The organism is Xanthomonas sp. fls2-241-TYG-148 (assembly GCF_030208815.1).
Lineage (GTDB): Bacteria > Pseudomonadota > Gammaproteobacteria > Xanthomonadales > Xanthomonadaceae > Xanthomonas > Xanthomonas campestris.
In genome coordinates, this window is record NZ_JARVTE010000018.1 from 20,485 (window position 1) to 47,441 (window position 26,957).

Annotated in this window: 17 protein-coding genes; 10 read left to right on the plus strand and 7 right to left on the minus strand. The window is 65.2% G+C overall.

Annotation, left to right across the window (positions count from 1 at the left end; genetic code table 11):
• Window positions 1-297 precede the first annotated feature (297 nt).
• Both QRM60_RS16650 and QRM60_RS16655 read right to left on the minus strand, forming a co-directional pair.
• Window positions 298-3,333, minus strand: a complete 3,036-nt coding sequence (locus QRM60_RS16650) for a TonB-dependent receptor (protein ID WP_285446647.1) — start codon at window positions 3,331-3,333, stop codon at window positions 298-300.
• Between the two features lie 164 nt (window positions 3,334-3,497).
• Window positions 3,498-4,550, minus strand: coding sequence for a LacI family DNA-binding transcriptional regulator (locus QRM60_RS16655; RefSeq protein WP_012439663.1), 1,053 nt, complete (start codon window positions 4,548-4,550; stop codon window positions 3,498-3,500).
• A gap of 403 nt (window positions 4,551-4,953) precedes the next feature.
• Here QRM60_RS16655 and QRM60_RS16660 point away from each other — a divergent pair, with 403 nt between their 5' ends.
• From QRM60_RS16660 to QRM60_RS16670, 3 genes are all read left to right on the plus strand, one after another.
• Window positions 4,954-5,928: a hypothetical protein gene (locus QRM60_RS16660; protein WP_040942118.1), complete on the plus strand. Its 975-nt coding sequence runs from the start codon at window positions 4,954-4,956 to the stop codon at window positions 5,926-5,928.
• Window positions 5,928-8,597, plus strand: coding sequence for a glycerol-3-phosphate 1-O-acyltransferase PlsB (plsB, locus tag QRM60_RS16665; RefSeq protein WP_115577956.1), 2,670 nt, complete (start codon window positions 5,928-5,930; stop codon window positions 8,595-8,597). Before QRM60_RS16660 ends, plsB begins: the two co-directional genes overlap by 1 nt.
• Window positions 8,598-8,914: 317 nt before the next feature.
• Entirely contained in the window at window positions 8,915-9,895 is a 981-nt protein-coding gene (locus tag QRM60_RS16670; RefSeq protein ID WP_285446648.1) for a zinc-binding dehydrogenase, read from the plus strand.
• A 247-nt stretch (window positions 9,896-10,142) separates the two neighbouring features.
• On the opposite strand, the gene QRM60_RS16675 is transcribed toward QRM60_RS16670, so the two are convergent.
• On the minus strand, window positions 10,143-10,346 hold the full coding sequence (locus tag QRM60_RS16675) for a YdcH family protein (RefSeq protein WP_014509561.1): 204 nt from the start codon (window positions 10,344-10,346) through the stop codon (window positions 10,143-10,145).
• A gap of 154 nt (window positions 10,347-10,500) precedes the next feature.
• Here QRM60_RS16675 and QRM60_RS16680 point away from each other — a divergent pair, with 154 nt between their 5' ends.
• Together QRM60_RS16680 and QRM60_RS16685 are read left to right on the plus strand one after the other, a co-directional pair.
• Window positions 10,501-11,073 carry a hypothetical protein gene (locus QRM60_RS16680; RefSeq protein ID WP_115007849.1) on the plus strand — a complete coding sequence of 191 codons (573 nt, stop codon included), beginning with the start codon at window positions 10,501-10,503 and terminating at the stop codon, window positions 11,071-11,073.
• 190 nt (window positions 11,074-11,263) lie between these two features.
• A complete protein-coding gene (locus QRM60_RS16685) occupies window positions 11,264-11,617 on the plus strand; it encodes a ribonuclease E inhibitor RraB (RefSeq protein ID WP_011039193.1) in 354 nt (117 codons plus the stop codon).
• Between the two features lie 61 nt (window positions 11,618-11,678).
• On the opposite strand, the gene QRM60_RS16690 is transcribed toward QRM60_RS16685, so the two are convergent.
• Complete coding sequence (locus QRM60_RS16690; protein WP_068574269.1) at window positions 11,679-12,212, minus strand: lipocalin family protein; 534 nt, start codon at window positions 12,210-12,212, stop codon at window positions 11,679-11,681.
• A gap of 397 nt (window positions 12,213-12,609) precedes the next feature.
• Here QRM60_RS16690 and QRM60_RS16695 point away from each other — a divergent pair, with 397 nt between their 5' ends.
• Window positions 12,610-13,947: a hypothetical protein gene (locus QRM60_RS16695; protein ID WP_285446649.1), complete on the plus strand. Its 1,338-nt coding sequence runs from the start codon at window positions 12,610-12,612 to the stop codon at window positions 13,945-13,947.
• A 167-nt stretch (window positions 13,948-14,114) separates the two neighbouring features.
• Here QRM60_RS16695 and QRM60_RS16700 read toward each other — a convergent pair whose 3' ends face one another.
• The 3 genes from QRM60_RS16700 to QRM60_RS16710 all read right to left on the minus strand — a co-directional run bounded on the left by QRM60_RS16700 (window position 14,115) and on the right by QRM60_RS16710 (window position 19,712).
• A complete protein-coding gene (locus QRM60_RS16700) occupies window positions 14,115-15,149 on the minus strand; it encodes a glycoside hydrolase family 43 protein (RefSeq protein ID WP_285446650.1) in 1,035 nt (344 codons plus the stop codon).
• A gap of 35 nt (window positions 15,150-15,184) precedes the next feature.
• On the minus strand, window positions 15,185-16,672 hold the full coding sequence (locus QRM60_RS16705) for an MFS transporter (protein ID WP_042595829.1): 1,488 nt from the start codon (window positions 16,670-16,672) through the stop codon (window positions 15,185-15,187).
• 97 nt (window positions 16,673-16,769) lie between these two features.
• Window positions 16,770-19,712 carry a TonB-dependent receptor gene (locus QRM60_RS16710; protein ID WP_285446651.1) on the minus strand — a complete coding sequence of 981 codons (2,943 nt, stop codon included), beginning with the start codon at window positions 19,710-19,712 and terminating at the stop codon, window positions 16,770-16,772.
• Between the two features lie 520 nt (window positions 19,713-20,232).
• Between QRM60_RS16710 and QRM60_RS16715 the strand changes: the two genes are divergently transcribed.
• From QRM60_RS16715 to galB, 4 genes are all read left to right on the plus strand, one after another.
• A complete protein-coding gene (locus tag QRM60_RS16715) occupies window positions 20,233-21,501 on the plus strand; it encodes an MFS transporter (RefSeq protein WP_183111890.1) in 1,269 nt (422 codons plus the stop codon).
• Between the two features lie 39 nt (window positions 21,502-21,540).
• A complete protein-coding gene (locus tag QRM60_RS16720; RefSeq protein WP_285446735.1) occupies window positions 21,541-22,503 on the plus strand; it encodes an endo-1,4-beta-xylanase in 963 nt (320 codons plus the stop codon).
• Between the two features lie 51 nt (window positions 22,504-22,554).
• Complete coding sequence (uxaC, locus tag QRM60_RS16725) at window positions 22,555-23,970, plus strand: glucuronate isomerase (protein ID WP_285446652.1); 1,416 nt, start codon at window positions 22,555-22,557, stop codon at window positions 23,968-23,970.
• An 86-nt stretch (window positions 23,971-24,056) separates the two neighbouring features.
• Window positions 24,057-26,951: a beta-galactosidase GalB gene (galB, locus tag QRM60_RS16730; RefSeq protein WP_285446653.1), complete on the plus strand. Its 2,895-nt coding sequence runs from the start codon at window positions 24,057-24,059 to the stop codon at window positions 26,949-26,951.
• Window positions 26,952-26,957: the final 6 nt, after the last annotated feature.

Here is a 26,957-nt window from a genome sequence, read left to right on the forward strand (position 1 = left end):
TGACTGGCGCGTCGAGGTTGGTGCTTTGATGTGAGTGACACGGGAACAGCGGGCAACAGCAACAAACAACAGGCATTGCAAACAAAAGACTGCAAAAACACTTCAAAACGGGCTGTGCACGCAGCGCCGGAATCAAGGCGTGCTGCACAGCGAGCGCGTCGGTGCACCGTCAGCGATGGACCAGTAACCGTTACCAGTCCGGAACGAAGCGGTGACCATGCACGGGACTAAAAAACCGAACTCCGGTAGCGATAGCAGCAGCCGTTCGACAGCGTGGTCGAACGGCTGCTCAAACAGTTACCAGATGATGCGGGCGCTCATGAACAAGGTGCGGGGCGGGGTGGTCATCGCGCCGTACTGGTTGATGCTCGCGCGCGGGTTGTACACACCGTTGTTTCCCCAATCGATGCTGTACTGATCGTAGTTGCGGAAGTTCAGCGCATTGATCAGATCGCCGCGCACCTGCACCGTCACCGTATCGGTGATGTGCATGTCCTTGGACAGCGACAGGTCCAGCTGGCGGGTGCCGAAGATGTCGCCGCCGGCCAGGAACTTGCCGCCGGGTGCGTCCACCGACACGATGCGGATGTTGTCCGAGGGCGGGCCGCCGTAGAGATCGTACGACACCGCCTCGTTGCGCGGCGGCACCGTGGCCAGGGTCAACTTGGCCGAGGCACTGATGCCCCAGAACAAGTCGTAGATGCCGGTGACCACCAGGCGGTGGCGCGGCACCGAATTCAGATCCAGGAACGGGTAGTTGGCGATCGTGGCGGCATCGAAGCCGTACTGATCGTCATTGCCGCGGTTGCCGCGCGCGCGCGAGAACGTGTAGGCCGCCGTCAGGCCCCAGCCGCTTTCCTTGGTGTAGGCCTTGTCGGTGGACAGCAGCAACTGTGCGGTCTTGGTCTCCACACCGTTGTTGCCGATGATCAGGTTGCCGAATCCCGGCGGCGGCTGGGTCCACGGCTGTGCACCGGCCTGGAAGAAATCGCCATTGGGATAGCGATTACCCAACGTGAGGATCAAACCATCCTTGCTGTGGATGTAGGACACGGTGGCCGAGTTGCTCCAGTCGCCCACGCGGGTGCGCAGGCCGATCGAATACTGGTCCGAATACGGCGTTTTCAGATCGTTGTTGAGCAGGTCGATCTCGCCGTTGCGCACGCGCGCATCGACCAGCCCGCCCAGGCTGTCCGGGTTGCTGAGAAAGGCCGGATTGAAGTTGGTGCAGGTGCCGGCCGCCGGTGTGCAGCCGGAGGATTCGACAAAGCGGATGGTGTACTGCGACAGCGCCGACTTGACCTGTTCCAGGCCCATGATGTCGAACAGGTTGCGGTCGTAGCTGCGCCCGGCACCGCCGAACAGCACCAGCGATTCGTCACCACGGAAGTCGTAGGAGAAGCCCAGGCGCGGCGCGAAGTTGTTGTTGTCCTGTTTGCGGTTACGGCCGTTGCTGATGTAGTCGTTGATGTTCACCCCACCCTTGGCCAGTTGTTCGGCATAGGTGGCGCTGACGGCCGGGTCGGTGCCGGGGCCGTTCAATGCGGCGATCACTTCCGGCGGGGTCACGTTGTCCAGGTAGGACGGAATCTTTTCGCCGTCCCAGCGCACGCCGATATTCAACTGCAACTTGTCGTTGACGTCCCAATCGTCCTGCAGGTACAGGCCCAGCTGCTTGCTGGTGGTGGTCACCGACGGCGCGGCGCCGGCAAACGGCAGATTGAAGCGCACCTGGTAGGGAATGGGCGCGGTGCCTGCGCCATCGTTGACGGCGTAGTAGAACGATGGGTTGGCCGCGGAGTTTTCGCTCTGGGTCAGCTCCACTTCCTTGTACTTCACGCCCATCTTGATCACGTGGTTGCCGTGCCACTCGATGTTGTTGAGGGTGAGGTCGTTCTGGAAGCTCGGGCCTTTTTGTCCCTTGCGCTGGATCGCCAGGCCGCTGGTGGCGTCGTCGTTGATCAGCACGTCGTCTTCGGCAATGGCGCGGGTGTACACGCTCTGGCTGCCGATGGTGTAGGCCGTCGGGTTGAACAGCACGTCTTCGTACGACACGCGTGCTTCGTTGACGTAGTTCTCGCCGAAATGCTGCCAACGCAGGTCGTAGCGTTCTTCGGTGTTGAGGTTGATCTTGGCGGCGATGGCGGTGTTGCGATCGCCCACGCTGTCGCGGCTTTCTTCATCGCGGTACTTGGCGGTGAGTTCCAGGCGATCGTTGGCGCCGATGTCCCAGTCGATCTTGCCGAAGTACAGGTCTTCGTTGAACGGACGGGTGACCGAGCCCAGGCGGCTCTGCACGCCGGCCGGCAAGTCGTCGCGCAGGCTGTTGAAGTTGTCGGGCACCGACACCGGATTGGCCGAGACCTCGAAGCCCTTGCCCTCGTAGCTGAGGAAGAAGTGCGCCTTGTCCTTGACGATCGGCCCGCTGAAGGCCATGCCGTACTCGTCTTGGTGGGTCTGGCGCTTGTTGCCATCGGCATTGGGCGCACCGGCACGTTCGTCGGCCTGGCGCGCGCGGAAATCGGTGTTGGTGGTGCGCCCGAAGATCTCGCCGTGGAATTCGTTGCCACCGGACTTGGTCGACGCCACGATCGCCGCCGACCCCACCTGGTCGAACTCGGCCTTGTAGTTGGAGGTAATGACCTTGTATTCGCCGATGGCCAGCTGCGGGAACGGGTTGCCGGCACTCTGCTGCTGACCGGACACGCCGCCAAACAGATAGCTCTTCTGGCCAACGCCGTCGATATAGACGTTGACCGCCGAGCTGGCCTGCGCGCCGCCGCGGATACGGCTGTTGCCGTTGGCATCGGTCTCGAACTGCATGCCCGGCACGGTGTCGGCAAACTCCAGGAAGTTGCGCGTCAGCTGCGGCACGGTGTTGATCTGCTTCAGCGAGATGTTGGTGCCCACCTCGGAGGTCTTGACCTCCTGCAGCGTGGTGGCGGTGACCTGCACCGCATCCAGCGTGGTGGCATCGCCGGCGGGCGCCGCGGCACCGGCGCCACTGCCGCCCAGATCCAGGCTCACCGACGAGGCCACCGACAAGGTGACGGTCTGTTCAGTGCCGGGGCCGGCGTCGACCTTGTAGGTGCCCGGCGGCAGACCCACCAGCGCGTAGCTGCCATCGGCACCGGTGGTCGCGCGCCGCACTGCACCGCTGGCGACGTTGGTGGCGGTGACCGTGGTTCCGGCCTGACCTGCCGACACCTGCCCACGCAACGTGGCATTGCTGGACTGCGCCATGGCCGGGGTGGTGGCCAGCAGCGAAACGGCGAGCGCGCAGCCCAGCAGGCTGCGCGCCGGCAAGGTCGAGACAGTACGGTAGGTCTTCATGGCGTCCCCCTCCCAGGGGTCAGGCGCCTACCGGCAGTCGCTGGCGTGGCGCGTGTAATGCGTTGTTTCAAGAACAGCGGCAACCAAATCAAGCAAACGGCGTAAGTTAAAAAACCATAAGAAACTGCAAAGATCGCGTGAAGATGCGACGCAGCGCACGCGCCTCAGCCACCGGATGCGCTCCGCGGCGCGCTGGATGCGCGCACGATCAGCTCCGGGACCATCTCCGACAACGCCGGCGGTGCGGCATCGGCCGGTGGCGCCGGAGCGTCCACCAGCTGCTGGCCCAGCAACAGCCGCAGCGCGCGTGCGCCCAGGCCGGCGATGTCCACGCGCATGGTGGTCAGCGCCGGCAGCACGTAGCGGGCCATTGGCACGTCGTCGAAACCGGCCAGTGCGATGTCGTGCGGCACCTTCAGCCCGGCGTGGCCCAGCGCGAACAGGCAGCCCAGCGCCATCATGTCGTTGGCGGCGAAGACCGCGTCCGGGCGGTCGTGCTGCGCCAGCGTCTGCCCGGCGCGGTAGCCGGATTCTTCGTCGAAGTTGCCCGGCAGCACCCACGGCTGCGCCTGCGCATCCAGCGCCAGTTCGTCGCGGTAGCCGCGCAGGCGTTCGTGCGCGTCGAAGTTGTCGTCCGGGCCGGCGATGAAGGCGATGCGGCGGTGGCCGCTGTCGCGCAGGTGGCGGGTCATCACCCGCGCACCGCCGTAGTTGTCCACGTTGAGCACCGGGCGCTGGCTGGCGGTGCCGGCGCAATTGAGCAGCACCGCCGGCAGCCCGCCGGGTAGCGCGTCTTCGTGCACGCCCGAATCGCCCAGCGACGGCGACATCACCACCACGCCGTCGACGCGGCCGGGCAGGCGTTCCAGCGCCTTGCGCTGCGCCTGCGGGTCGCCGTGCGAGCTGGAGACCAGCAGGTGATAGCCCTGGTCGCGCGCCACCTGGTCGATGCCGCGGATCAATTCGGAAAAGAATTCGCCGTGCAGGTCCGGCAACACCACACCGATGGTGTGGGTGCGGCGGCTGCTCAGGCTGCGTGCGGCGTGATGCGGGATGTAGTGCAGCGCGCGCGCCACCTGCAGCACGCGCTCGCGCACCGACTCGGCCACATGCTGATGCCCGTTCATGGTGCGCGACACCGTGGCCACCGATACCTGTGCCTCGCGCGCGACATCCTTGATGGTGACGCTGCCGCTGTCCGAACGTGGCCGGCTCATGGCGTGTTTCCCCAAAGCATGCGCCAGGCGACGCGCGCCAGGGGCTGGCGGACGGTCCATACGGGCAGAGCGTTCGTGGCGAACTTGCGCATGAATGACATCGGCCCCATCCGATGGCGACCTCAGAGCGAGATGGCGCGCACGCTAACAGGAACTGCAAGCGCTTACATGATGCATTGCAGCATCGGGGGAATCCTTACTCCGGCAAGGACTCCGGGCGCGGGCATGGACAACTTTGTCCGAGAAGACAATACCGGTCAGCGCCTGACATCCGGCGCCATCGTACAGCGCGCCGCGCGTCACCGCGCCGCGCACCGTACGCGCCCGCACGGAAGGCCAGCGCCTTGCCGCGGCTGCATTCAGACAGCAAGATGCGCCGATCGATCAGGGGAACATCGTGCGCATGTCGCTATCCACCGTCCGCCCAGGTCGGTTCCAGTCCGCCGGGTGGTTGCTGCTTGCGCTGTTGTGCATGGGCGGCTGCAAGCGCAGCGACCACGCCACCGCGCTGCCAGGTGCCAATGCCGAACCGGCGGCGGCGATGCAGGCCATGACCACGCCGTTGCGCCGCAACGACCTGGTCGCCTATGCACGCATCCGCGTCACGCCCACGCAATACACCGCACTGGAAGCGGCCTGGCGCAGTGGTGCCAGCCGCTGGCCATTGACCGAGCTGCCGCTGCCCAATGAGGTAGGCAGCTTGCTGGGCAACCTGTCGGCCCCGGATGCCGAACGCCGCCTGCAGCAGGCCTTCGACCAGCAACTGGCCGGGCAGGCGCAGGGCATCCGCCAGGCCGCGCAGTCGCTGGGCCAGTTCGGCGTGCAGTACCTGCGCAGCCGCACCGACTACCAACCCGAGCAGCGCGCCCACTACGTGCAGCTGGTCGATGCGCTGAGCGCCTGGGCCGCCACTGCGCCGCTGGCCGACCGCCCGCGTGCCAAGGCCAGCATCGCCGAGCTGGTGGCCGCCGCGCGTGCTACCGGAATCCAGTCCGATGCCGACCTGCAGCAACTGGGCATGGAAGAGAGCCTGCGCCGGCTCGGGCCGTTCTGGGCGGCCTGCAAGAAGGTGCTGGAGCGTTACGACCTGTCGCTGGACAGCAGCCTGGATGCGCTGCGCACCGGCCTGGTCAAGCAGCAGGGCGACAGCGCCCAGGTACGCCTGCGCTACCCGCTGGCCGCGCGCGACATCGATCTCAGCGTCAGCCTGATCAAGCGCGAGGGCCACTGGTATCAGCAGCAGACCCAGGACGACGTGCAGGCCGTGCTGCGCGCAGTGCCGGCGGCGTCCCCACCCGCTGCTGCGGCGGCGCCCGACACGCCGGCGGCCACGCCCGCCCCGCCTGCCAGCACCGGCAAAGGCCCGGGTGGGCGATAATGACGGCGATGCCAGAACAGAATCCCCTGCCGTTCCCGGACGGCCAATCCGCCCCGCCCAGCCCTGCCGGCGCCGAGACCGTCGCAACGGCCGCTGCGCTGCCGCCTGCCGCGCCCGTGGCGCTGGACGCACCGGCGCCCGCCGCGCCAGTGCTCGCCCCGGCACGCGTGGCCAAACGCCCGTGGTGGGCGCGCCTGCTCGGCCGGCTGGCCGACCCGTGGCTGAGCCTGACCATCGAACCCGAACAACCCGGGCGCTACGACGACGGCAAGCCGGTGGTCTATGTGCTCGAGGATTACGGCCTCTCTAATGCCCTGATCCTGGACAAGGCCTGCCGCGAAGCCGGCTTGCCGTCGCCGCTGGTGCCGCTGCCGGGCGACCCGCTGGAGCGCAAGCGCGCCTATCTGGCGTTGTCGCGGCGGAGCAGCAGCAATTCGCTGATTCCCGAACAACGCGGCGGCAAGACCCATTCCGATTCGCTGGCCAAGTTGCTGCAGGCGCACCGCGTGCGCGCCGACCTGGACGTGCATCTGGTGCCGGTGTCGATCTTCGTCGGCCGTGCGCCGGACAAGCAAAGCGGCTGGTTTGCGGTGCTGTTCTCGGAAAACTGGGCGCTGGTCGGCCGCTTCCGCCGCCTGCTCTCGGTACTGCTCAATGGCCGCACCACCATCGTGCGTTTCGCGCCGCCCATCTCGCTGCGCCAGACCATGGCCGAAGGCCTGCCGCCCGAGCGCACGCTGCGCAAGTTGCAGCGCGTGCTGCGCACGCATTTCCGGCGCATCCGCGAGGCGGTGATCGGCCCGGATCTGTCCACCCGCCGTCTGCTGGTGGACCAGGTGCTGGCCGCCGATTCGGTGCGCGAAGCCATCGCCACCCAGGCCAAGCGCGACAACTCCAAGCCGGTCGATGCCTGGCGCAAGGCGCACGCCTATGCCTGGGAAATCGCCGCGGACTATTCCAGCCCGGTGGTGCGTTCGGCCAGCTTCTTGCTCACCCACGTGTGGAACCGCATCTACGCCGGCGTGCTGGTGCATCACCTGGACAAGCTCAAGCAGGCCGCGCCCGGGCATGAAGTGGTGTACGTGCCCAGCCACCGCAGCCACATGGATTACCTGCTGCTGAGCTACCTGTTGTATGAGCGCGGCATCGTGCCGCCGCACATCGTGGCGGGCATCAATCTCAACCTGCCGGTGGTGGGCACGCTGCTGCGCAAGGGCGGTGCGTTCTTCATCCGCCGCAGCATCCGTGGCAATGCGCTGTATTCGGCGGTGCTCAGCGAATACGTGGCGCAGCTGGTGGCTGGCGGTTATTCGATCGAGTACTTCGTCGAAGGCGGGCGCTCGCGCACCGGCCGCTTGTTACAGCCCAAGGGCGGCATGATCGCGATGACGCTACGCGCGTATCTGCGCCAGCCGCGCAAGCCAGTGCTGTTCCAGCCGGTGTACATCGGCTACGAGAAGCTGATGGAAGGCAACAGCTATCTCGACGAACTCACCGGCCGCCCGAAGGAAAAGGAATCGATCTGGGGCCTGCTGTGGTCCATCCCCAAGGTGCTCAAGCAAAATTACGGCCAGGTGGTGGTGAACTTCGGCGAGCCGATCGCACTCAATGACGTGCTGGCCAAGCACGCGCCGGAGTGGAATGGCGAACCACTGCCCGACGATGAAAAGCCGACCTGGCTTGCACCGGCGGTGGACACCTTGGCCACGCAGATCCAGACCCGCATCAACTGCGCCGCCGACGTCAATCCAATCAACCTGCTCGCGCTGGCGCTGCTGTCCACGCCCAAGCATGCGATGGGCGAAGCCGATTTGATCGCGCAGATCGAACTGTGCAAGAAGCTGCTGGCCGAAATGCCGTATTCGGACCGCGTCACTGTCACCCCGCACACGCCGGCGCGCATCATCACCCACGCCGAAGAGATCAACGTGCTCACTCGCGTCTCGCACCCGCTGGGCGATGTGCTGAGCGTCAGTGGCGATACCGCGGTGTTGCTGAGCTACTTCCGCAACAACGTGCTGCATCTGTTCACCGCCTCCTCGTGGGTGGCGTGCTGCTTCCAGAACAACCGCCGCATGAGCCGCGCCGGATTGTTGCGGCTGGGCCGCACGGTGTACCCGTTCCTGCAGGCCGAGTTGTTCCTGCCGTGGAGCGAGGACCGCTTTGCCGAACGCATCGAGCAGACCATCGACATGTTCGTGCGCGAGGGCTTGCTGCTCAACGTCACCGATGACGATGGCGGCATCCTGGCGCGCAACACCGGGCAGACCGACGAGGTGTTCCGCCTGCGTGCGATCGGCCATTCGCTGCAGCAGGCGTTCGAGCGCTATTACATCGCCATTTCGGTGCTGGTGAAGAACGGCCCCGGCGTGCTCGGTGCCGGCGAGCTGGAAAGCCTGTGCCAGCAGGCCGCGCAGCGCCTGAGCCTGCTGTACGCACCGGCCGCGCCGGAGTTCTTCGACAAGACCCTGTTCCGCAGCTTCATCCAGAAACTGCGCGAACTGCGCCTGGTGTGGCCGGACGAGAACAGCAAGCTGATGTTCGACGAGCGCCTGGACGCGTGGGCCAAGGACGCCAAGTTCATCCTCGGTCGCGAGCTGCGCCACACCATCGAACGCGTCAGCCCGGAAGCGGCAAAGCCGGATGTGGTGTCACCGCCGGCTGAGTAAGACGGCGGTACAAACGCCATCGTCTCCTGCAGTACGTGAGGGTGGGCCAATGGCAGGGCACGTGTAGGTAGGCGCAGACGCGCAAGGCGCTTCCCTTCTCCCCCCCGGAGAAGGTGCCCGAAGGGCGAATGAGGGGCGGCCAGCACGCAGTCCTCCGGCGCTGCAGCAGAGCATCGTCATTACGCGCGCATGCCAACAACTTCACGCAGCAGTTCCGTTCGCTTCATCCCTTCCTTGCAGCCCTGCCGATAGCATCGCGCCACCTTTCACAACGATCGGGCGCGTCGCAGCAAGAGCGTGCCCGGCAGGAGACCTCCATGCGCGCAGCCATCCATACCCAATTCGGCGATCCGGCCAAGGTGCTCGAGCTGGGCGAGCGCCCCACGCCGCAGCCAGGCAAGGGCCAGGTGCGCGTTGCGATGCGGCGCGCGCCGATCCATAACCATGACCTGTGGACCGTGCGCGGCAATTACGGCTACAAGCCGGAACTGCCAGCCATCGGCGGCAGCGAAGCAGCAGGTGTCATCGATGCGCTGGGTGAGGGTGTCGAGGGCCTGCAGGTCGGCCAGCGCGTGGTCGCCGCCGGTGTGCATGCGGCCTGGGCCGAGTACTTCCTTGCCGACGCCTCCGGCGTGGTGCCGTTGCCGGATGGTCTGGACGACGAGCGCGGTTGCCAGTTGATCGCCATGCCGCTGAGCGCGCTGATGCTGATCGAATTCCTGCAGGTGAAACAGGGCGACTGGATCGTGCAGAACACCGCCAACGGTGCGGTCGGCAAGACGGTGGCGATGCTGGCCGCAGCGCGCGGCATCGACGTGATCAATCTGGTGCGTCGCGACGCGGGTGTGGAGGAACTGGCATCGCTGGGCATCGGCAATGCGGTGTCTACTGCGCAGGACGGCTGGCAGGCGCAGGTGCGCGCGCTGGCCGGCGATGCGCCCATCGTGCGCGCCATCGATTCGGTGGCCGGCAGTGCAGCGGGTGAGCTGATGGCCTTGCTGGCCGAAGGCGGCGAACTGATTTCCTTCGGCGCGATGACCGGCGAGCCGCTGCAGATCTCCAGTGGCGATGTGATCTTCAAGCAGACCACCGTGCGCGGCTTCTGGGGCAGCAAGGTGATGCAGGCCACCAAGGCCGAGGACAAGCGCCGCATGATCGGCGAACTGCTCAAGGCCGCGCTCGATGGCAGCCTGGCGCTGCCGGTGGAAGCGGTGTTCGACCTGCACGATGCCGCCAAGGCCGCCGCGGCCAGCGACAAGCCCGGACGCAGCGGCAAGATCCTGCTGCGCGCCGGCTAGGACAAGGGCGCGACTCGCCAGCAGGCCGCATTTAGCGCCAAAAACAAGGACACAAAGCCCCTCTCCCCCCGGGAGAGGGGTTGGGGTGAGGGTACGGCCCAAGCGACCAACGCGACGAGCCTCAGCTAAAGCCCGCGGTGGCCATCAGACAAACGCTGCCTGCATCACTTAGTGACCCAACTGCCTATCCCCGCGCTGCCGATACCAACAACCGCAAAGCAAACCCAAGCGGCCGCACGCACCAACCTCACGCCGGCTCGTCAGGCACCAGCTCCATTTCCAGCCGGGTGATGCAGTCCTTGAGGTGCAACTTGCGCTTTTTCAGGCGCTTCATCTGCAGCTCGTCGTCCACATTGGCAGGCACGCGCTGGATCTCCTCGTCCAACGCGCGGTGTGCGCGTCGCAACTCGGCGATCTGCTCGGCAATCTCGGCGGGTGAGAGCGTCTCCACCCCCCGAGCATACACAACCCCCGGCGACCTGCGTCACCCGGCTTGCCAACCCGGCGGAGGCTGCGACAATGCGGGCGCGCCGTTGGGGAAACGGCGGCGCGCCTCACCCCATCATTGCCGCGCGGCCACGGCCGTCGAGAAAGGAGTCTGTACGATGCGTTTGCGTTCTTCCCTGCTGGCCCTGAGCCTGCTCACCGCCTCCGGCCTGACCACGGCCGCCGACGTCACCAAGTACGACGGCTTCCTGTGCTGCAACCTGCGCACCGACGGCAGCTGGATCAGCGACAGCAACTACGCCGAAGACGGCAAGCGCGTGCTTGCCGTGGGCACCCCGGTCAGCGTCACCGGCTTTGGCCGCAACCGCGTCAACCTCAAGATCGCCGGCGAGAAGCAGTCCATCGGTAACGACTACAGCCGCGACCTGGACAACACCGCCTTCGCCGCACGCTACGTGGTCACCGCCGACCCCAAGCTCAAGCTGGCCACCTTCCCGCCCAAGATTCGCCAGGCCATCACCGAAGGCAAGCTCACCGGCGGCATGACCCGCGAACAGGTGTTGATGGCGGTCGGCTACCCGATCAGCAGCGAGAACCCCAACCTGGACGCCTCGCTGTGGCGCTACTGGCGCACCAGCTTCGCCGAATACCAGGTGCAGTTCGGCCCCAGCGGCAAGCTGGTAAAGGTCACCGCCGACCCGCAGTTGATGAATCTGGTCTGGATTCCGTAACGTCATCAAGGTGGTCGCGCCTGGCGCGGCCACCTGCGTTGCACTCACTACCGCGGCAAGCGGTTGGTAAAACGGAAAGCGGCTGGTTGCACGATCCAACGCCCGGCGCTTTGCGGCACTGGCTCAGACCGCACACCAGCCAGGCGCTACGATGCGCGTTCGGCAACCGGCCTCACAGACTGAAGCAACCATGCAGCGAAACCCTGACCTGTATCCCAACGACGATAACGGCGACACCCTCTGGCACATCGCCCAGCAAGGGGTGGATCTTTCCAAGCCGCGGGAGATTGCGTTTTCCGTGGTCTTCCCGACGAAAGAGTCGGCGTTGGAATTTTCCGTGACGCTGCTGCGCTTCGAGCAGAAGGTGCGCTGCTGCCACTACGCAGAAAACACGGCATTTCCCATGGATGTCACGGTGTATCCAACCATGGTGCCGTCGTACAAGGCGATTTCGGCGTTCGAGGAAGAGCTGGCCACCGAGGCCAAGCCCTTGGGCGGCTTGAACGATGGATGGGAATTTTCTGTGGACACGAAAGACGCCTGACGCATTCGGCCGGTTCGGAGGACTGCACAGCGTGCAGACCCCTCCATCGCGCGGCTGGGTGTCAGCGCACTGATTGCGGCACGCGTCGTAGCTGGCTCACGTCATAGCCCATGGCCGCGATGCGCCCAACGGCCTGCTGGTAGTCGGCATCGGAGACCTGCGGCGTGCGCGCCATGTACCAGACGTAATCGCGCTTGCTGCGCGCCACGATGGTCTGGGTGTAGTTCGCATCGCGCCAGGCAATCACGTACTCGGCCTTGAACGGCCACAGGAACTGCATGCTCCAGAGCGCGCCGTTACCTTCCTTTGCGACCTGGCCGACCGGGTGCATGGACTTGAGCGGCGCCTGGAAGCTGCCCTTGCGGAAGGTGAAGGTGGTCTGGATGCGGCCATCCGGTCGCAGCGCGTACCGCTCCACCGCGTCAAAGGCCTTGCGTTCCGGCCGGGTGGGAATGTGCGCGATGACGTACCAGTCGCCCATGAAGCGCGGCACGTCAACGCTGTCTGCGCGGGGCAATGCGGGACGCGGCTCGCTGCCGCTTGCACTCCCACAGACTGCGAGTGTCAGTAAGAACAGCATCGAACCCTGCCGCATGGCAACCTCACCCAAAAGAAATACGTGCCTAGGCCTACGTAGCAACGATGCGTCTGGATGCATAGCGGTGCAAGGTTTCGCTTATGAAGGGCTGGATGCCCATCCATGCTGGGAGTCGCGTTCGAACAGGTGATGTTTCAATGCGACCCCGAATGGCACTGGCTCCAGTAACGCGCAGGCATTGCTGCCGCCCCGCTGACACCGGCGGTGGCCTTGGCGCGTCACCAGCGTTGCCCAAGCTGCAGCGCGATGGTTTACTTGCTTTGGGGAATGGGTAAGTACGCCATGCGTTATGCGGGCCAGATCTGACCTGTGCAGGCTTTTTTCATTAGCTGCGCTCCGCATATGGCCGGAACACCAGGATATCTACAGTGGAGAACGATCCGTGAGAAAAATAATGCAACTAGCGCTTGTATTAGCGCTGGCATCGGCTGGTGCCGCGCAGAGCGCAGCGCCAGATGACTTCGCCTCTCGCGTTGGCAAGGTGGCTGAAAAGTACGAGAGTCTGGCCGAATCGCCTGAAGCAGATCAACTGATAGAACAGGGCAAAAAGAGTCAGGTCAATGCGCGCTTGAAGACGCTAGTGCCGGACAACGAAAAAAACGTAGTGGATTACTTCGTCCTGTCGAACCTGCTTTATAGGTCGGACATCCCTGCAAGCGATGCGTATATGAAGATTGCAGAGAAAGGGGCGCCAGACAATCCGCTCATTTTATTCGAGCGTGCGATGCATGAGCATCGTGCCGGACAATGTGCCGCAGCACTTCCTCTCTATGAGAAAGCTGGCGCATTGTTAGAGGGGCGCCGTCGCCCGGTTGCGCTGTGGGCATATGTCACGCATTGCCGCCTCGTGCTTGGCGATGCGACCGGTGCGATCAAGGCGTGGGAAAAGGTGGACTTCCGGGAAAAGCACACAGCCATCGAAAAAGCGATGTACGAGATCTTCTCCAAGACCGACCCGGATGCTGACCGAGAGCAGCTGATTCAATCCATTCATGCCGGTGACGCCGGTGCGGTCTGTAAGCTCGTCAAGCTGGACAAGAACTGGGAAATCGACTGGTGGAATACGAAGGAACAGCCCGATTTTCTGAGGCACGACCTTGCGTTGATAAACGGCTTGGCTAAAAACAACAAGTCAATGCAACTCGCTGCAGGGCTATGTGTCGAGGCAGTCAAGCTTGAGGACGCGGCTTTCAAAGACTACGTGTCTTCGGCGGGCTATTGGGGCAATGGCTACGCACTTCCGCAAGATCCGGCTGCAACATACACATTGATCAGTCAACTTAGCCAACGCAAATTAGCGACAGCTGCGCAACTCCTGGAGCATTACGGCGCCCAGCCGGAAGCGCGACATCAGCAGAGCCCTGGCGATCGCTGGACACTGGATGTGCTCGCTTACCTGTACAGCGCGAATGACCACAAGGCCAAGTTGAAGGCCCTGGATCTGTACGGCTGGAAGACGCTCCACATTGAGAACTATGCGTTGAGCTATGTCAGGGGGCTTGCCGAAACGGATCCCGGCTATAAGACAGTGGTGGCTGACGCTGCACGCGACTTCCCGCACAGTACCGAGCTGCAACTGCTCAACCTTCGCCTGCACAGTGAGTCCAGTGACAAGCTGGACTATCTGATGCGTTATGTGGCATCGCAGTTCCCCAACGTCAGAGAGCATTTGACTGGACCCTACCGGCTCAACGACTTCATGTCTGCGTTGAAGAACGAGAGTGCGCATTGATCGTAACGTTGGGGGCGCACTGAACTTGCGTTCGTGCGCCTTCGATCAGTTGCCAGCGCCAAGGCGATTTCGCGCTGCATACATGCACAAACGCGCGTGCGTTTGTGTGCTTCGGCGATCGTGCACGATGGGGTCCTGAACATCCTCACAAGCAACACCCCAGCATGTCACCAAGGCGACACGGCCGTTTCTCCATACGGATAAATGCGCGCGATCTTCCCATCTGCAGTGTGCTCGAGCGGCGCCATCTTGATGCTGCGCAGATGGGTCTGGCCGCCCGACAACACGGCGTCGTGATAGAACAGATACCACTGGTCTTCGAAGGCGCAGATGGAGTGGTGCGTGGTCCAGCCGACCACCGGGTCGAGCAGCACGCCCTGGTAGACGAACGGGCCGTAGGGTGAGTCGCTGGTGGCGTAGCAGATCAGATGGGTGTCGCCGGTGGAATACGACAGGTAATAGCGGCCGGCGTGGTGGTGAACCCAGGGGCCTTCGAAGAAACGGCGGGCGTGATCGCCGGCGCGTAGCGGGGTGCCGTGTTCGTCGAGGATGACGATCTCGCGGGTGGGTTCTGCCAGTTGCGTCATGTCCTCGCGCAGGCGTGCGACGCGCGGGCCGAGTGCGGGCGCATCGTCGGCCGGTTCCTGATGGGTCTGCGCGTAGACATTGTCGCGGTAGTGCTGCAGCTGGCCGCCCCAGATGCCGCCAAAGTACAGGTAGTGCGCGCCGTCGTCGTCGGCGAAGACGGCCGGGTCAATCGAGTAGGTGCCGGCGATGGGCTCGGGTTCGGCCACGAACGGGCCCTGTGGTCCATCGCCGACCGCCACGCCGATCTGGAAGATGCCGTCGGCCCGTTTTGCCGGGAAATACAGGTAGGTCTTGCCATCGCGTTGCGCGGCGTCCGGCGCCCACATCTGACGCTGTGCCCACGGCACATCGCGCACGTGCAGCACCTGGCCCAGGTCTTCCACCGCCGCATCAGGATGCGCCATGCGGAACACGTGGTAGTCCGCCATGTCGAAGTGCGAGCCATCGTCGCTGAAGGCGACACCAGCATCGATATCGTGCGAGGGATAGATGTACAGGGCGCCGTCGAACACATGCGCGGACGGGTCGGCGGTGTAGACGTGGGTGACCAGCGGTGTGGAAATGGCGGTGCGCGCCAGGGCCTGCAGTGCGGCGGCTTCCAGTTCATTGGACATGCGCGTACCTGTGCATGAGAGGGAGGGGAGGGGTGTCAGCCAGCAGCCAGCGGCGCGGCCTGGCGGCGCGTGCCCAGCTCGTGTTCGATGCGGGTTTCCAGCGCCTTGTCGATCTCGTACAGCGCCAGCAGCGCGGTGCCGAGCAGGAACGGAATGGACGCATACACGCTGATGGCCAGGCGGATGCCACCGGTGACTGCGGCGCTCTGTTGCGGGATTGCCGCGTCATAGCCGTAGAACGCCAGGATGCCGGCGACCAGGGCGCCGCCCACGCTCAGCCCGATCTTCAGGCCGCACAACATGGCCGAGAAGATGATGGCGGTGGCACGCCGGTGGTTCTTCCATTCCGAGTAGTCGGCCACGTCGGCGATCATCGCCCACAGCAACGGGATGGTGATGCCGTAGAAAAAGCCGTGCAGCACGTAGGAGGCGAACACCCAGCCGATCGCCGTGGGCGAGTAAACGTAGAACGCCAGCAGAAACAGGGTGGACATCAGCAGCGCGCCACCGAACACATTGCGCTTGCCGTAGCGGTCCGCCAGGCGCTTGGAAAAACCAATCCCCACGATCATCGCCAGGATGCCGCCGGCGCTGAACACGCTGAAGGCCGAGGTGGGCGCGTCCTGCGGCCACTGCAGTGCGCTCATGCCGGCACCGGTGAGCACGCTGTTGATGGCGCCGATGAAGCGGTTGAAGCCGGCGTTATCCAGAAACTGCGCCAAGGCGCCGGCGTCCAGGTAGTACTTGAAGTAGTAGATGTACATCCCGCCTTTCATGGCGAGATTGATGAACACCAGGATGGTCAGCGCCAGCATCACCAACCAGGGCTTGTTGCGTACCAGGTCGGTGAGGTCCTGGCGCACGCTGGTGCGCTGCTCGGTGATCGGCAGCACGCGCTCGCGCGTGGTGAAAAAGGTAATCAAAAAGCACAGCGTGCCGATCGCGGCGAACAACGCCATGGTGTTGCGAAACCCCTGCGCCTTGTCGCCATTGCCCAGGATCAGCACCAGCGGCAGCAACAGCACCTGGATGATGAACTGCGCGAAGGTCACTGCCAGAAAGCGATACGCCGACAAACTATTGCGTTGCTCCATGCTGCCGGTGAGCACGCCACTCAAGGCCGAATACGGCAGGTTGTTGGCCACGTACACCAGCATCAACAGCGTGTAGGTGGCGAAGGCGTAGATGAGCTTGCCGTGCTCGCCCAGTGCCGGGGTATTGAACGCGGCCAACGAGAGCGCGCCGAACGGCAGTGCCGTCCACAGGATCCACGGGCGGAACTTGCCCCAGCGCGTGCGTGTGCGATCGGCCAGGATGCCGATGATGGGCGTGAACACGAATGCGCCCAGCAGGCCGACCACGAAGATCAGCGTGGCGGCCGCGCTTGCCGGGATACGGAAGACATCGGTGTAGAAAAACGCGAGGAAAGTGACCAGGGTCTGGAAGATCAGATTGGCCGCCAGGTCGCCCAGGCTGTAGCCGATCTTTTCGCGCAAGGACAGCTGCTGTGACCGATCATTCATGAGGTGGGGCAGGCTCGAGGAGTGCTGCGGAAACGCCGCGGCGCGCAGTGCGCCACCGGTCGCGGTTGGGAGGACCCGCGACCGGTGACGGCAACACTCAGAAGGTACCGCGGATGCCGAGCATCACCGTGCGCCCCGGCTGGTACAGGTCATAGGTGGCGTTGGGCCAGGCGTAGGTGGTGCGCAGCGGTTCGTCGGTGAGGTTGGTCACGTTGAGCGTGATCTGCGGCTTGGATGGCAGCCAATCCAGTGCGTAGCTCGCCGACAGATCCAGCTGGCCGCGTGCGTCTGCGTTGAGGCGTGCATACGGGATGCCGTTCTGGTTGGCGCCGGAGATCACCATGTCGTCGTTCCAGGTGTAGGACAGGCGCACCGAGGCGGCGTTCTTTTCCCAGTACACGGTGCCGTTCCACAGGTTGGGCGCCACGCCCACGGCCACCGCCGGCACGCCTTCGCCTTCGGAAGACTGGGTGACGTGGGTGTAGTTCACGCTGAAGCCCAGGCCGTCGACCAGCTTGTCCAGCGGCTGCACCCAGATCGCTTCGGTGCCGCGGATGTTGAGCACGCCATCGGCGTTGACCTGGGTCTGCACGTCCACGGTGGCTGCATTCGGGCCGCCGCGCTGGTCCAGGCCGGCCTGCTGGATCGGCAGCAGGCTGTCGTACGGCACGCCCAGATCATTGAACGGGATGCGCCGCACGCCGTTGACGGTGAAGCCGCTGATGCGCTTGTTGAACAGGGTCAGGCCTACATAGCCTTCTCCGCCGGTGTACCACTCGCCGCCGAAGTCGACGTTGGTGGACAGGTACGGTGCCAGGTTGGGATTGCCTTGCGTCGCGGTCTGCGCGGAGGGGTCGCTGAAGTTGGTGTTGGGCAACATCGCGCTGGGGTCGGGACGGGTGAGCGTGCGCGAGCTGGACAGGCGCATGACCACGTTGTCGGCCACATCCCAGGCCACGTTGAACGAAGGCAGGGTTTCCTTGTAGTCAGAATCCAGCACCTGCACCTGGCGGATGCCGTTGATGGTGACCGGGCCGGTGATGGTCTGGTCGGTGGTCACGTAGCGCACGCCGGCATTCAGGCGCAGCGTGCGGTTCCACACTTCGGTTTCGGCGTTGGTTTCGATGTAGAAACCCAGGTTCTTTTCGCGGATGCCGCCGGCCGAGGCGCCGGTGTTGGCGGAGTTGGTTTCCGGTGCGGAATCACGCAACGCGTAGTAGTTGGTATCGCCGAGGAAGCGGTTGAAGTCGGCGGTGATGAACCCGCCCGGGCCGGGCCGCAAATAGCTGGACAACGCCGCATTGGGAATCGCCGAACCCGGCCCGCCATTGCACACGTTGCCACCGCCGCCGCGGCAGATCACCTGCTCCCACGCGGTGCTGTTGTCGAAGCCGCGGATGGTGCGCTCGGCCTGGTCGTAGGACGTGCCGATCTTGATGTTGCGCTTGTCTTCGCCGAACTGCAGGTCGGCACGTGCGCCGCGTGTGTGGGTGACGCGCTTTTCGTTCTGGATGTTGACGCGGCCACCGGCCCAGCCCCAACCCAGGTTGGGGTCGTTGAGGTCCAGCGGGCTGCTGATCGACGGGCGGTCGCCGCCTTCGTTGCGGTAGTCCACGGTGGTGAACGGCGAGGTGACCAGGATGCTGGGCGACTCGCGCGCCAGCCAGCTGCGCGTGGCATTGGCCTGCACATTGAGCTTGATGTCCTGGTTCTCACCGAACAGCAACTCTGCGCCCGGATTGACGCTCCAGAACTTGACCTCTTCGCGGTATGGGCGCGCTTCCAGGAAGTACTGCGCGTTGGCAAAGGTGGCGCTGGTGACCACGTTGTTCTGATCCAGCTGCATGCCGAGCGGGATCATGTTGCCGTTGCGGCCGATCAGATTCATGCTGATCCGCTCGGTGGTGCGCTTGGCTTCGGAATACAGCGTGTCCAGGTAGAAATGCATGCTGTCCGACGGCCGCCATTCCAGCGACATCACCGAGGCATCGCGGTCGCGATCGCCCGTCATGTAGACGCTGCGGCCCAGGCGCGGAATCAACGCGTCGCTGATCTGGTCGATGCTCAGGCCCGGATTGCGCGCCAGCAGCCAGGCCGCGTCGATGGTTTCGCCCGTGGTGAGGCCACTGCCGGCGGTGGCCGGTACGCGATCGGGAATGCGCCAGTTGCCGCCGCCGTTGACGTTGCAGGCGGTGGGTTGGTTGGTTGCCGGCGTGCCGGCCGGTGGGGTGAGCCCGCACTGGGTGTAGGTGAGGCCGGGATTGGTCCAGCCCACGCTCTCAAAGCCTTCCACGCCCAGTTTGCTGCGCACCGAGGCCACGCCGAACAGCGCGCCGAAGGTGCCTTGCTCGTTGGTCCAGCTGCCCATCACCGCGCCGCGCGGGGTGGTCTTTTCGCTGGTGCTGTTCCAGTCTGCCTGCGCCTGGTAGGTGACGTGCACGCCGGGGCGATCGAATGGGCGCGCGCTGCGCATGTCCACCACGCCGGAGACGCCGCCCTCGAGCATGCTGGCGGTGGGCGTCTTGCTCACGGTGAGCTGGGTAAAGAACTCGGTGGGAAACAGGTTGAGGTCGACCTCGCGGTTCTGGTTCTGCGCGTTCAGGCCGATCGAGGCGGTGGCGATACTGGCGCCGTTGAGCGTGGTCTTGGTGAAGCTGGTGCCCAGGCCGCGGATGGCGATGTTGAGGCCTTCCCCATTGACGTCGCGCGAGAGCTGCACGCCGGGGATGCGGTTGAGCGACTCGGCGATATTCATGTCCGGGAACTTGCCGATGTCTTCGGCAAACACGGTGTCGGCAAAGCCGACCGAATCGCGCTTGGCATCGGTGGAAAACTGGATGCTGCGCCGGTAACCGGAGACGGTGACGGTATCGAGCTGGGTGACGGCATCGCCGCTGCCGGCGGTAGTGGGCGGCGTCTGTGCGGTCGTGGCCGCAGCGCTTGCATCGGTGGATTGCGCAAAGGCGCAGGTGCTGGCCATGCCCAGCAAGGCGGTACTCAATGCGCAGGACAACGTGGTACGTGCATAACTGTTCTTCACCGTAATCCCTTCCCTATCAGGTGAGCAGATGTCCCACGCATCGCCCCTGCGCAGGGAGTGCCGGCACCGGCGGATGCGGGGCGGCGATGAAGCGGCGGAGCAACAGGCGACTGGTGGCGCCGGATGTTAGCGCTACCAAATCGCAGACATCACGCTGCAGGGCAGCATAGATTGGCAGGCATAGCGGAGGCGGCTGTATGGCAGGCAGGTGCGTGGTGTCGCATCACGGCAGTGCGCATTGGCGTGCTGCACTGCGTAATGGATTCTGCCGATGCGCATGGTAATGGTAGCGCTATCACCCGTGGCGCAATGCCACCCTCGTGCAGGTGCAGTGGTCGATGAATCGAACCGAAGAACACACGGCCACCGCGCCACGTTCACCGCGTTGCCGCGTTGCGCACAGGGGCAACGCGTACAGGGCATTGGCGGATTGCCGTTGCGCGCTGCCGCCGCGGTGCACGTTGTGAGCGAGTTGCCGGTGAACGCTGCAGCGACCGGGCCGCTGGCGCGGCTGGGCCGGATGCGCTGGCGTGTGTGTGCGCTGTTGCTGGCGGCCACCACCATCAATTATGTCGACCGCCAGGTGCTGGGCGTGCTGGCGCCGTTCCTGCAGACGCAGATCGGCTGGAACGAAATCCAGTACGGCTACATTGTCACCGCCTTCCAGGCCGCGTATGCCCTTGGCTTGCTGTGCAGCGGCGCGGTGATCGACCGCTTCGGCACGCGCGCCGGCTATGCCTTGGCCATCGGCATCTGGAGCCTGGCTGCGATGGGGCATGCGCTGGCCACCACCGTGGTGGGCTTTGCAATTGCGCGGTTTTTTCTGGGGCTGGGCGAATCGGGCAATTTCCCGGCGGCGATCAAGACCGTGGCCGAATGGTTTCCGCGCCGCGAGCGCGCGCTGGCCACCGGCATCTTCAATTCCGGCTCCAATATCGGCGCCATTGTTGCGCCCTTGCTGGTGCCGGTGATCGCCACCGCCTGGGGCTGGCAGGCCGCGTTCTTGTTCACCGGTGTGCTCAGTGCCACCTGGCTGGTGGTGTGGTGGTGCAGCTACCACCCACCCGAGCAGCAGCCGGGGCTGACGGCGGCCGAGCTTGCGCATATCCGCAGCGATGCGCACGAGCCGGTGCAGCGCCGGTTGTCGTGGCTGCAGGTGATGCGGCACCGGCAGGCCTGGGCATTTGTGCTGGGCAAGTTCATCACCGACCCGATCTGGTGGTTCTTTTTGTTCTGGCTGCCCAAATTCCTGCACGCCGAATATGGCCTGAGCCTGCTGCAACTGGGCGCGCCGTTGATTGTGATCTTCGTGCTGGCCGATATCGGCAGCATCGCCGGCGGCTGGGTAGCCGGGCGCTTCATCGCGCGGGGCTGGAGCGTCAACCGCGCGCGCAAGACCGCGATGCTGATCTGCGCGTTGTCGGTGGTGCCCATCGTGTTTGCCGCGCGTGCCGACAATCTCTGGGTGGCAGTCGGTTTGATCGGCCTGGCCACTGCCGCGCATCAGGGTTGGTCTGCCAATTTGTTTACCCTGCCGTCGGACATGTTTCCGCGCCATGCGGTGGCCACGGTGGTGGGCATCGGCGGCTTTGCCGGCGCGGTGGGCGGCATGTTGATCGCCACCTTCATCGGGTTTTTGCTGCAAGCCACCGGCAGTTACGTGCCGGTGTTCCTGATGGCGGGCTCGGCCTACCTGCTGGCGCTGGCCATCGTGCACCATCTGGTGCCGCGGCTGGAGCCGGCGCAGCTGCCCGCCGATGCACCCGCACCTCCCGCCACGCACCCCTGAGGGCCCACCATGTCCACGCATGCATGCGCACTGTTGTTGATGCTCACCGCTGGCCTGGCGCCAGCCGCGCAGGCCGCGCCGCTGGCGGCGGGTGCGTCCAAGTTCCTGGGCAGTGCCTACGGCCCGCAACAGGCGCCGGGGTTTACCCAGTACTGGAACAAGCTCACGCCGGAAAACGCCGGCAAGTGGGGCAGTGTGGAGGCGGTGCGCGACCAGATGGACTGGAGCGGCCTGGATACCGCCTACAACTTCGCCAAGGCCAACGGCATGCCGTTCCAGATGCATGTGCTGGTGTGGGGCAACCAGCAGCCGGAATGGATCAAGCACCTGCCGCCGGCCGAGCAGCGCCGCGAGATCGAGCAATGGTTTGCCGCGGTGGCGCAGCGTTACCCGGATATCGACCTGCTGGAAGTGGTCAACGAGCCGCTGAACGACCCGCCCAGCAAAGACGATAACGGCGGCGGCAATTATCTGCAGGCGCTCGGCGGCAACGGTGCCAGCGGCTGGGAGTGGGTGCTGCAATCGTTCCGGCTGGCGCGCCAGCAGTTTCCGCGCGCACGGTTGATGATCAACGACTACAGCATCACCAATAGCCCGCAGGCCACGCAGCGTTATCTGCAGATCGTGCAGCTGTTGCAGCGCGAGCAGCTGGTGGATGCGATCGGCGTGCAGGGGCACGCGTTCGAAACCACACCCAACGTAGCGATGTCGGTGCACCGCGCCAATCTCGACACGCTGGCCAGCACCGGCCTGCCGATCTACATCACCGAATTCGATCTGGATGGCCCAAGCGATGCGCAGCAGCTGGCCAGCTACCAGCGTGTGTTTCCGGTGTTCTGGGAGCACCCGGCGGTGGCCGGCATCACGCTGTGGGGCTATCGCCCCGGCTTGTGGCGCGACAAGGAAGCGGCTTATCTCATCCGCGCCGATGGCAGCGAGCGGCCGGCGCTGACCTGGTTGCGCGACTACGTGGCCCAGCATCCTGGCGTGCGCGCACCGTGATGCGCTGCCGTGGCTGTACCGTTCTCCCCTGCTGTCTGGTGACCTGAGTCCATGCCCACACCCTTGATCCTGCACGACGACCGCCTGCTGCCGGCAGACCCCGCCACGCGTGCCATCGCGCGCCGCCTGTATGCGCAGACCGCGGCGTTGCCGATCATCAGCCCGCACGGCCATACCGACCCGGCCTGGTTTGCCACAGATGCCCCGTTCGCCAACGCGACCGAGCTGCTGCTGGTGCCCGATCACTACGTGTTCCGCATGCTGTACAGCCAGGGCATCGACCTGGATCAACTCGGCATTCCGCATGCCGATGGATCGCGTGCGCCGGTGGACCCGCGTGAGGCCTGGCGCATGTTCGCCAGCCAGTTCGCGCTGTTGCGTGGCACGCCCTCGGCGTTGTGGCTCAACCACGTCTTCCATCAGGTGTTCGATCTGCGCATCCGCCTGGATGCCGGCAGCGCCGACCACTACTACGACCACATTACCGCCGCGCTGCAGACGCCGGCGTTCCGGCCGCGCGCGCTGTTCGAGCGCTTCAATATTGAGGTGATCGCCACCACCGAGTCGCCGCTGGACACACTGGAGCACCACGCCACCATTCGCGACAGCGGTTGGAGCGGGCGCGTGCTCACCGCCTACCGCCCGGATGCGGTGGTGGACCCGGAGCATGAGCAATTCGCCAGCGCGCTGCAGCAGTTTGGCGCGCTGACCGGCGAGGATGTCATGCAGTGGCCCGGCTATCTGCGTGCGCATCGGCAGCGCCGCGCGTTCTTCGCTGCGGCCGGTGCCACCTCCACCGATCACGGCCATCCCAGTGCGGCCACCGCAGACCTTTCGCCCGCCGAGGCACAGCGCCTGTTCGACACGGTGGTGCGTGGCCAGGCTACGCCGGCGCAGGCCGAATTGTTTCGCGCGCAGGTGCTTACCGAAATGGCGGCGATGAGCGTGGATGACGGCCTGGTGATGCAGCTGCATCCGGGCTGTTTCCGCAATCACAATCGGCAGTTGTTTGAGCGGTACGGGCGCGACAAGGGCGCCGACATCCCGATGCGCACCGATTACGTGCATGCGCTCAAGCCGCTGCTGGACCGGTTCGGCAACGACGCGCGATTTCGCCTGATCGTGTTCACGCTGGACGAAACCAGCTACAGCCGGGAACTGGCGCCGCTGGCCGGGCATTACCCGGCGCTGCTGCTGGGCCCGGCGTGGTGGTTCCACGATGCGCCCGAAGGCATGTGGCGGTTTCGCGAGCAGACGCTGGCCAGCGCCGGCTTCTACAACACGGTGGGCTTCAACGACGATACCCGCGCGTTTCTGTCGATTCCCGCACGCCACGATGTGGCGCGGCGCGTGGACAGTGCATTCCTTGCGAAGCTGGTGGCCGAACATCGGCTGGACGAAGACGAGGCCATGGAGGTCGCGATCGATCTGGCGTACCGCCTGCCCAAGCAGGCCTATAAGTTATGAGCGCGGGCAGCCGCGCTGTGCGCGCCCCTGCGAGGACTGGCGCACTGCAGGCGGCATGTACCTGAGGGGAGTGAGGGAGTGAGGGGATGACACCAGCTGTTATGCAGCAGCAGGCAACCACGACCGCACAGCGCGTGAGCGAGCGCGGTGTAAGCGTGGCGATGACCTGCGCCATCCATCACCTACGGGGTGTGCTGCATCGCCTCTGCAGGCGTGCACGCGATGGGCGTCCAGACCCTACGCAGCGACCGCTGCAGCGCAGCCTGCGCGCGGGCTGCATGGCGCTGGTCTGCCTCTGCAGTACAGCAGGTGTGGTCACAGCGGCGGAGCCAACCAACGCGCCGCGCGAACGGCTCTCGCTCAACGCCGACTGGCGCTTCCAGCGCGGCGATCCGCCCGGCACTACCGTGCGGCTGGAGTACGACGTACGCCCGGAGGTGGTTCGCAGCGAAGACGGCAAGGTGGCCGATGCGCGGCCCGAGCAGGCGCAACGCATCGATGCCGACGCGCGCGACGTCCTCAAACCGTGGATCCTGCCGACTGCCAACAACCTGATCGCCGACCCCACGCAGCGCCATGTGCGCCCGCCCGGGCACCCGGGCAGTGCGGTGGCCTACGTGCAGCCCACGTTCGACGACAGCGCATGGCAGCGCGTGGACCTGCCACACGATTGGGCAATTGCAGGGCCGTTCCTGGCCGATGGCCCGCATGGCGGCATGGGGCGATTGCCGAGCTGGGGCGTTGGCTGGTATCGCAAGGCGTTGCAGATTCCGGTCAGCGACCGCGGTCGCTCGCTGTTTCTCGATCTCGATGGCGCGATGTCCTACGCCACCGTCTGGCTCAACGGCAAGCTGGTGGGCGGCTGGCCGTACGGCTACACCAGCTGGCGCGTGGATCTCACGCCGTACGTGGTGCCGGGCGGGCACAACCAGCTCGCGATCCGGCTGGACAACCCGCCTGATTCGGCGCGTTGGTATCCCGGCGGTGGCCTGTATCGCAATGTCTGGTTGACCAAGACCGGCCCGCTCCGCGTTGCCCAGTGGGGCACGCAGCTGAGCACGCCGCAGGTGTCGGCCGAGCGCGCGCAGGTGCAGCTGGCGGTGCAGCTGGACAATGCCGGTGCCGCCCCCGTGCAGGCGCAGGTGAGCACCGCGCTGTACGCGCTGGATGACGCCAGCGGCCTGCGCCGTGGCCCGGCGGTGGCGCAGATCGCCGCGGTGCAGGTACAGGTGGCGGCGGGTGGCAGTGCACGCGTGCAGGGCAGTACGCAGATCGAGGCGCCACGGCGTTGGGGCCCGCCACCGACACAGCAACCGCATCGCTATGTCGCGGTGACCGAGGTCAGCCAGGGTGGCCGCGTGGTCGATCGTGTCGAAACGCCGTTCGGGGTGCGCAGCGTGGTCTTCGACCCGGACAAGGGCTTGGTCATCAACGGCGAACACGTGCCCATCCGCGGGGTCAACAACCATCACGATCTGGGCGCGCTGGGGGCCGCGTTCAATGTGCGCGCCGCCGAGCGGCAGCTGCAGTTACTGCAACAGATGGGCGCCAATGCCATCCGCATGAGCCACAACCCGCCCGCGCCGGAATTGCTGGAGCTCACCGACCGCATGGGTCTGCTGGTGGTGGATGAGGTGTTCGACAGCTGGGAGATGAAAAAGACCCCGCTGGATTTCCACCTGATCTTTCCGCAATGGCACGAGCCGGATCTGCGCGCCATGCTGCGCCGCGACCGCAACCATCCCTCTATCATTTTGTGGAGCGTGGGCAACGAAGTGGGCGAGCAATACACCGGCGAAGCGGGCGCCGCGATCGCGCGCAGGCTGCACGCCATCGTGCACGCCGAAGACCCTACGCGCCCGGCGACGGCGGCAATGAACTACGCCTCGCCCGAGATGCCGCTGCCGGCGGCGCTGGATGTGATCAGCCTCAACTACCAGGGCGAAGGCATCCGCGATACGCCCGAGTTCGAAGGTACCGAGCGCATCCGCAAGCTGCCGCAATACCCGGCCTTCCATGCCAAATTCCCGCGCAAGGCCATCCTCAGCAGCGAGACGGCCTCGGCGCTGAGCAGCCGCGGCGTGTACCTGTTTCCGGTGAGTGCGCAGAGCAGCGCGCCGGTGCGTGATGGCCGCGGCGGCGATTCGGTGGCCCACCAGGTCAGCGCGTATGAACTACACGCGGTGGATTTCGGCTCAAGTGCCGACAAGGTCTTTGCCGCGTTGGATCGGCATCCGTTCGTGGCCGGCGAGTTTGTGTGGACCGGCTTCGACTATCTCGGCGAGCCCACGCCGTACTACAGCTCACGCAGTTCCTATTCCGGCATCCTGGATCTGGCTGGCTTCCCCAAGGACCGCTACTGGCTGTACCAGGCGCGCTGGCGGCCGGAGCTGCCGATGGCGCACCTGCTGCCGCACTGGAGCTGGCCGGGGCGCGAGGGCCAAGTGACGCCGGTGCACGTGTTCACCTCCGGCGACGAGGCCGAGCTCTTCGTCAACGGCGTCTCGCAAGGCCGCAAGCGCAAGGCGCCGTTGCAGTACCGGCTGCGCTGGGATGCGGTGGTCTACCAACCGGGCGAGCTGCGCGTGCAGGCCTACAAACATGGCAAGCCGTGGGCCAGCGACCGTGTGCAGACCGCCGGCCGTGCCATGCGCATGCAGCTCAACGCCGACCGCAGCCAGATCCGTGGCGATGGCAAGGACCTGAGTTTCATCACCGTGCGCCTGCTCGATGCTGATGGGCGCCCTGCACCGACTGCAGGCGACCGCTTGCGGTTTCGTGTGGAAGGCGCGGGCGAACTGGTCGCCACCGACAACGGTGACCCGACCAACCTGGAGGCCTTCGGCCTGCCCGAGCGCAACGCCTTCAACGGTCTGTGCCTGGTGATCGTGCGCGCCAAACCGGGCGCGCAGGGGCCGATCACCGTGCACGTGCAATCCGACACGCTGCAGCCTGCCAGCATGCAGGTGCTGGCGGAATGAGCGGGG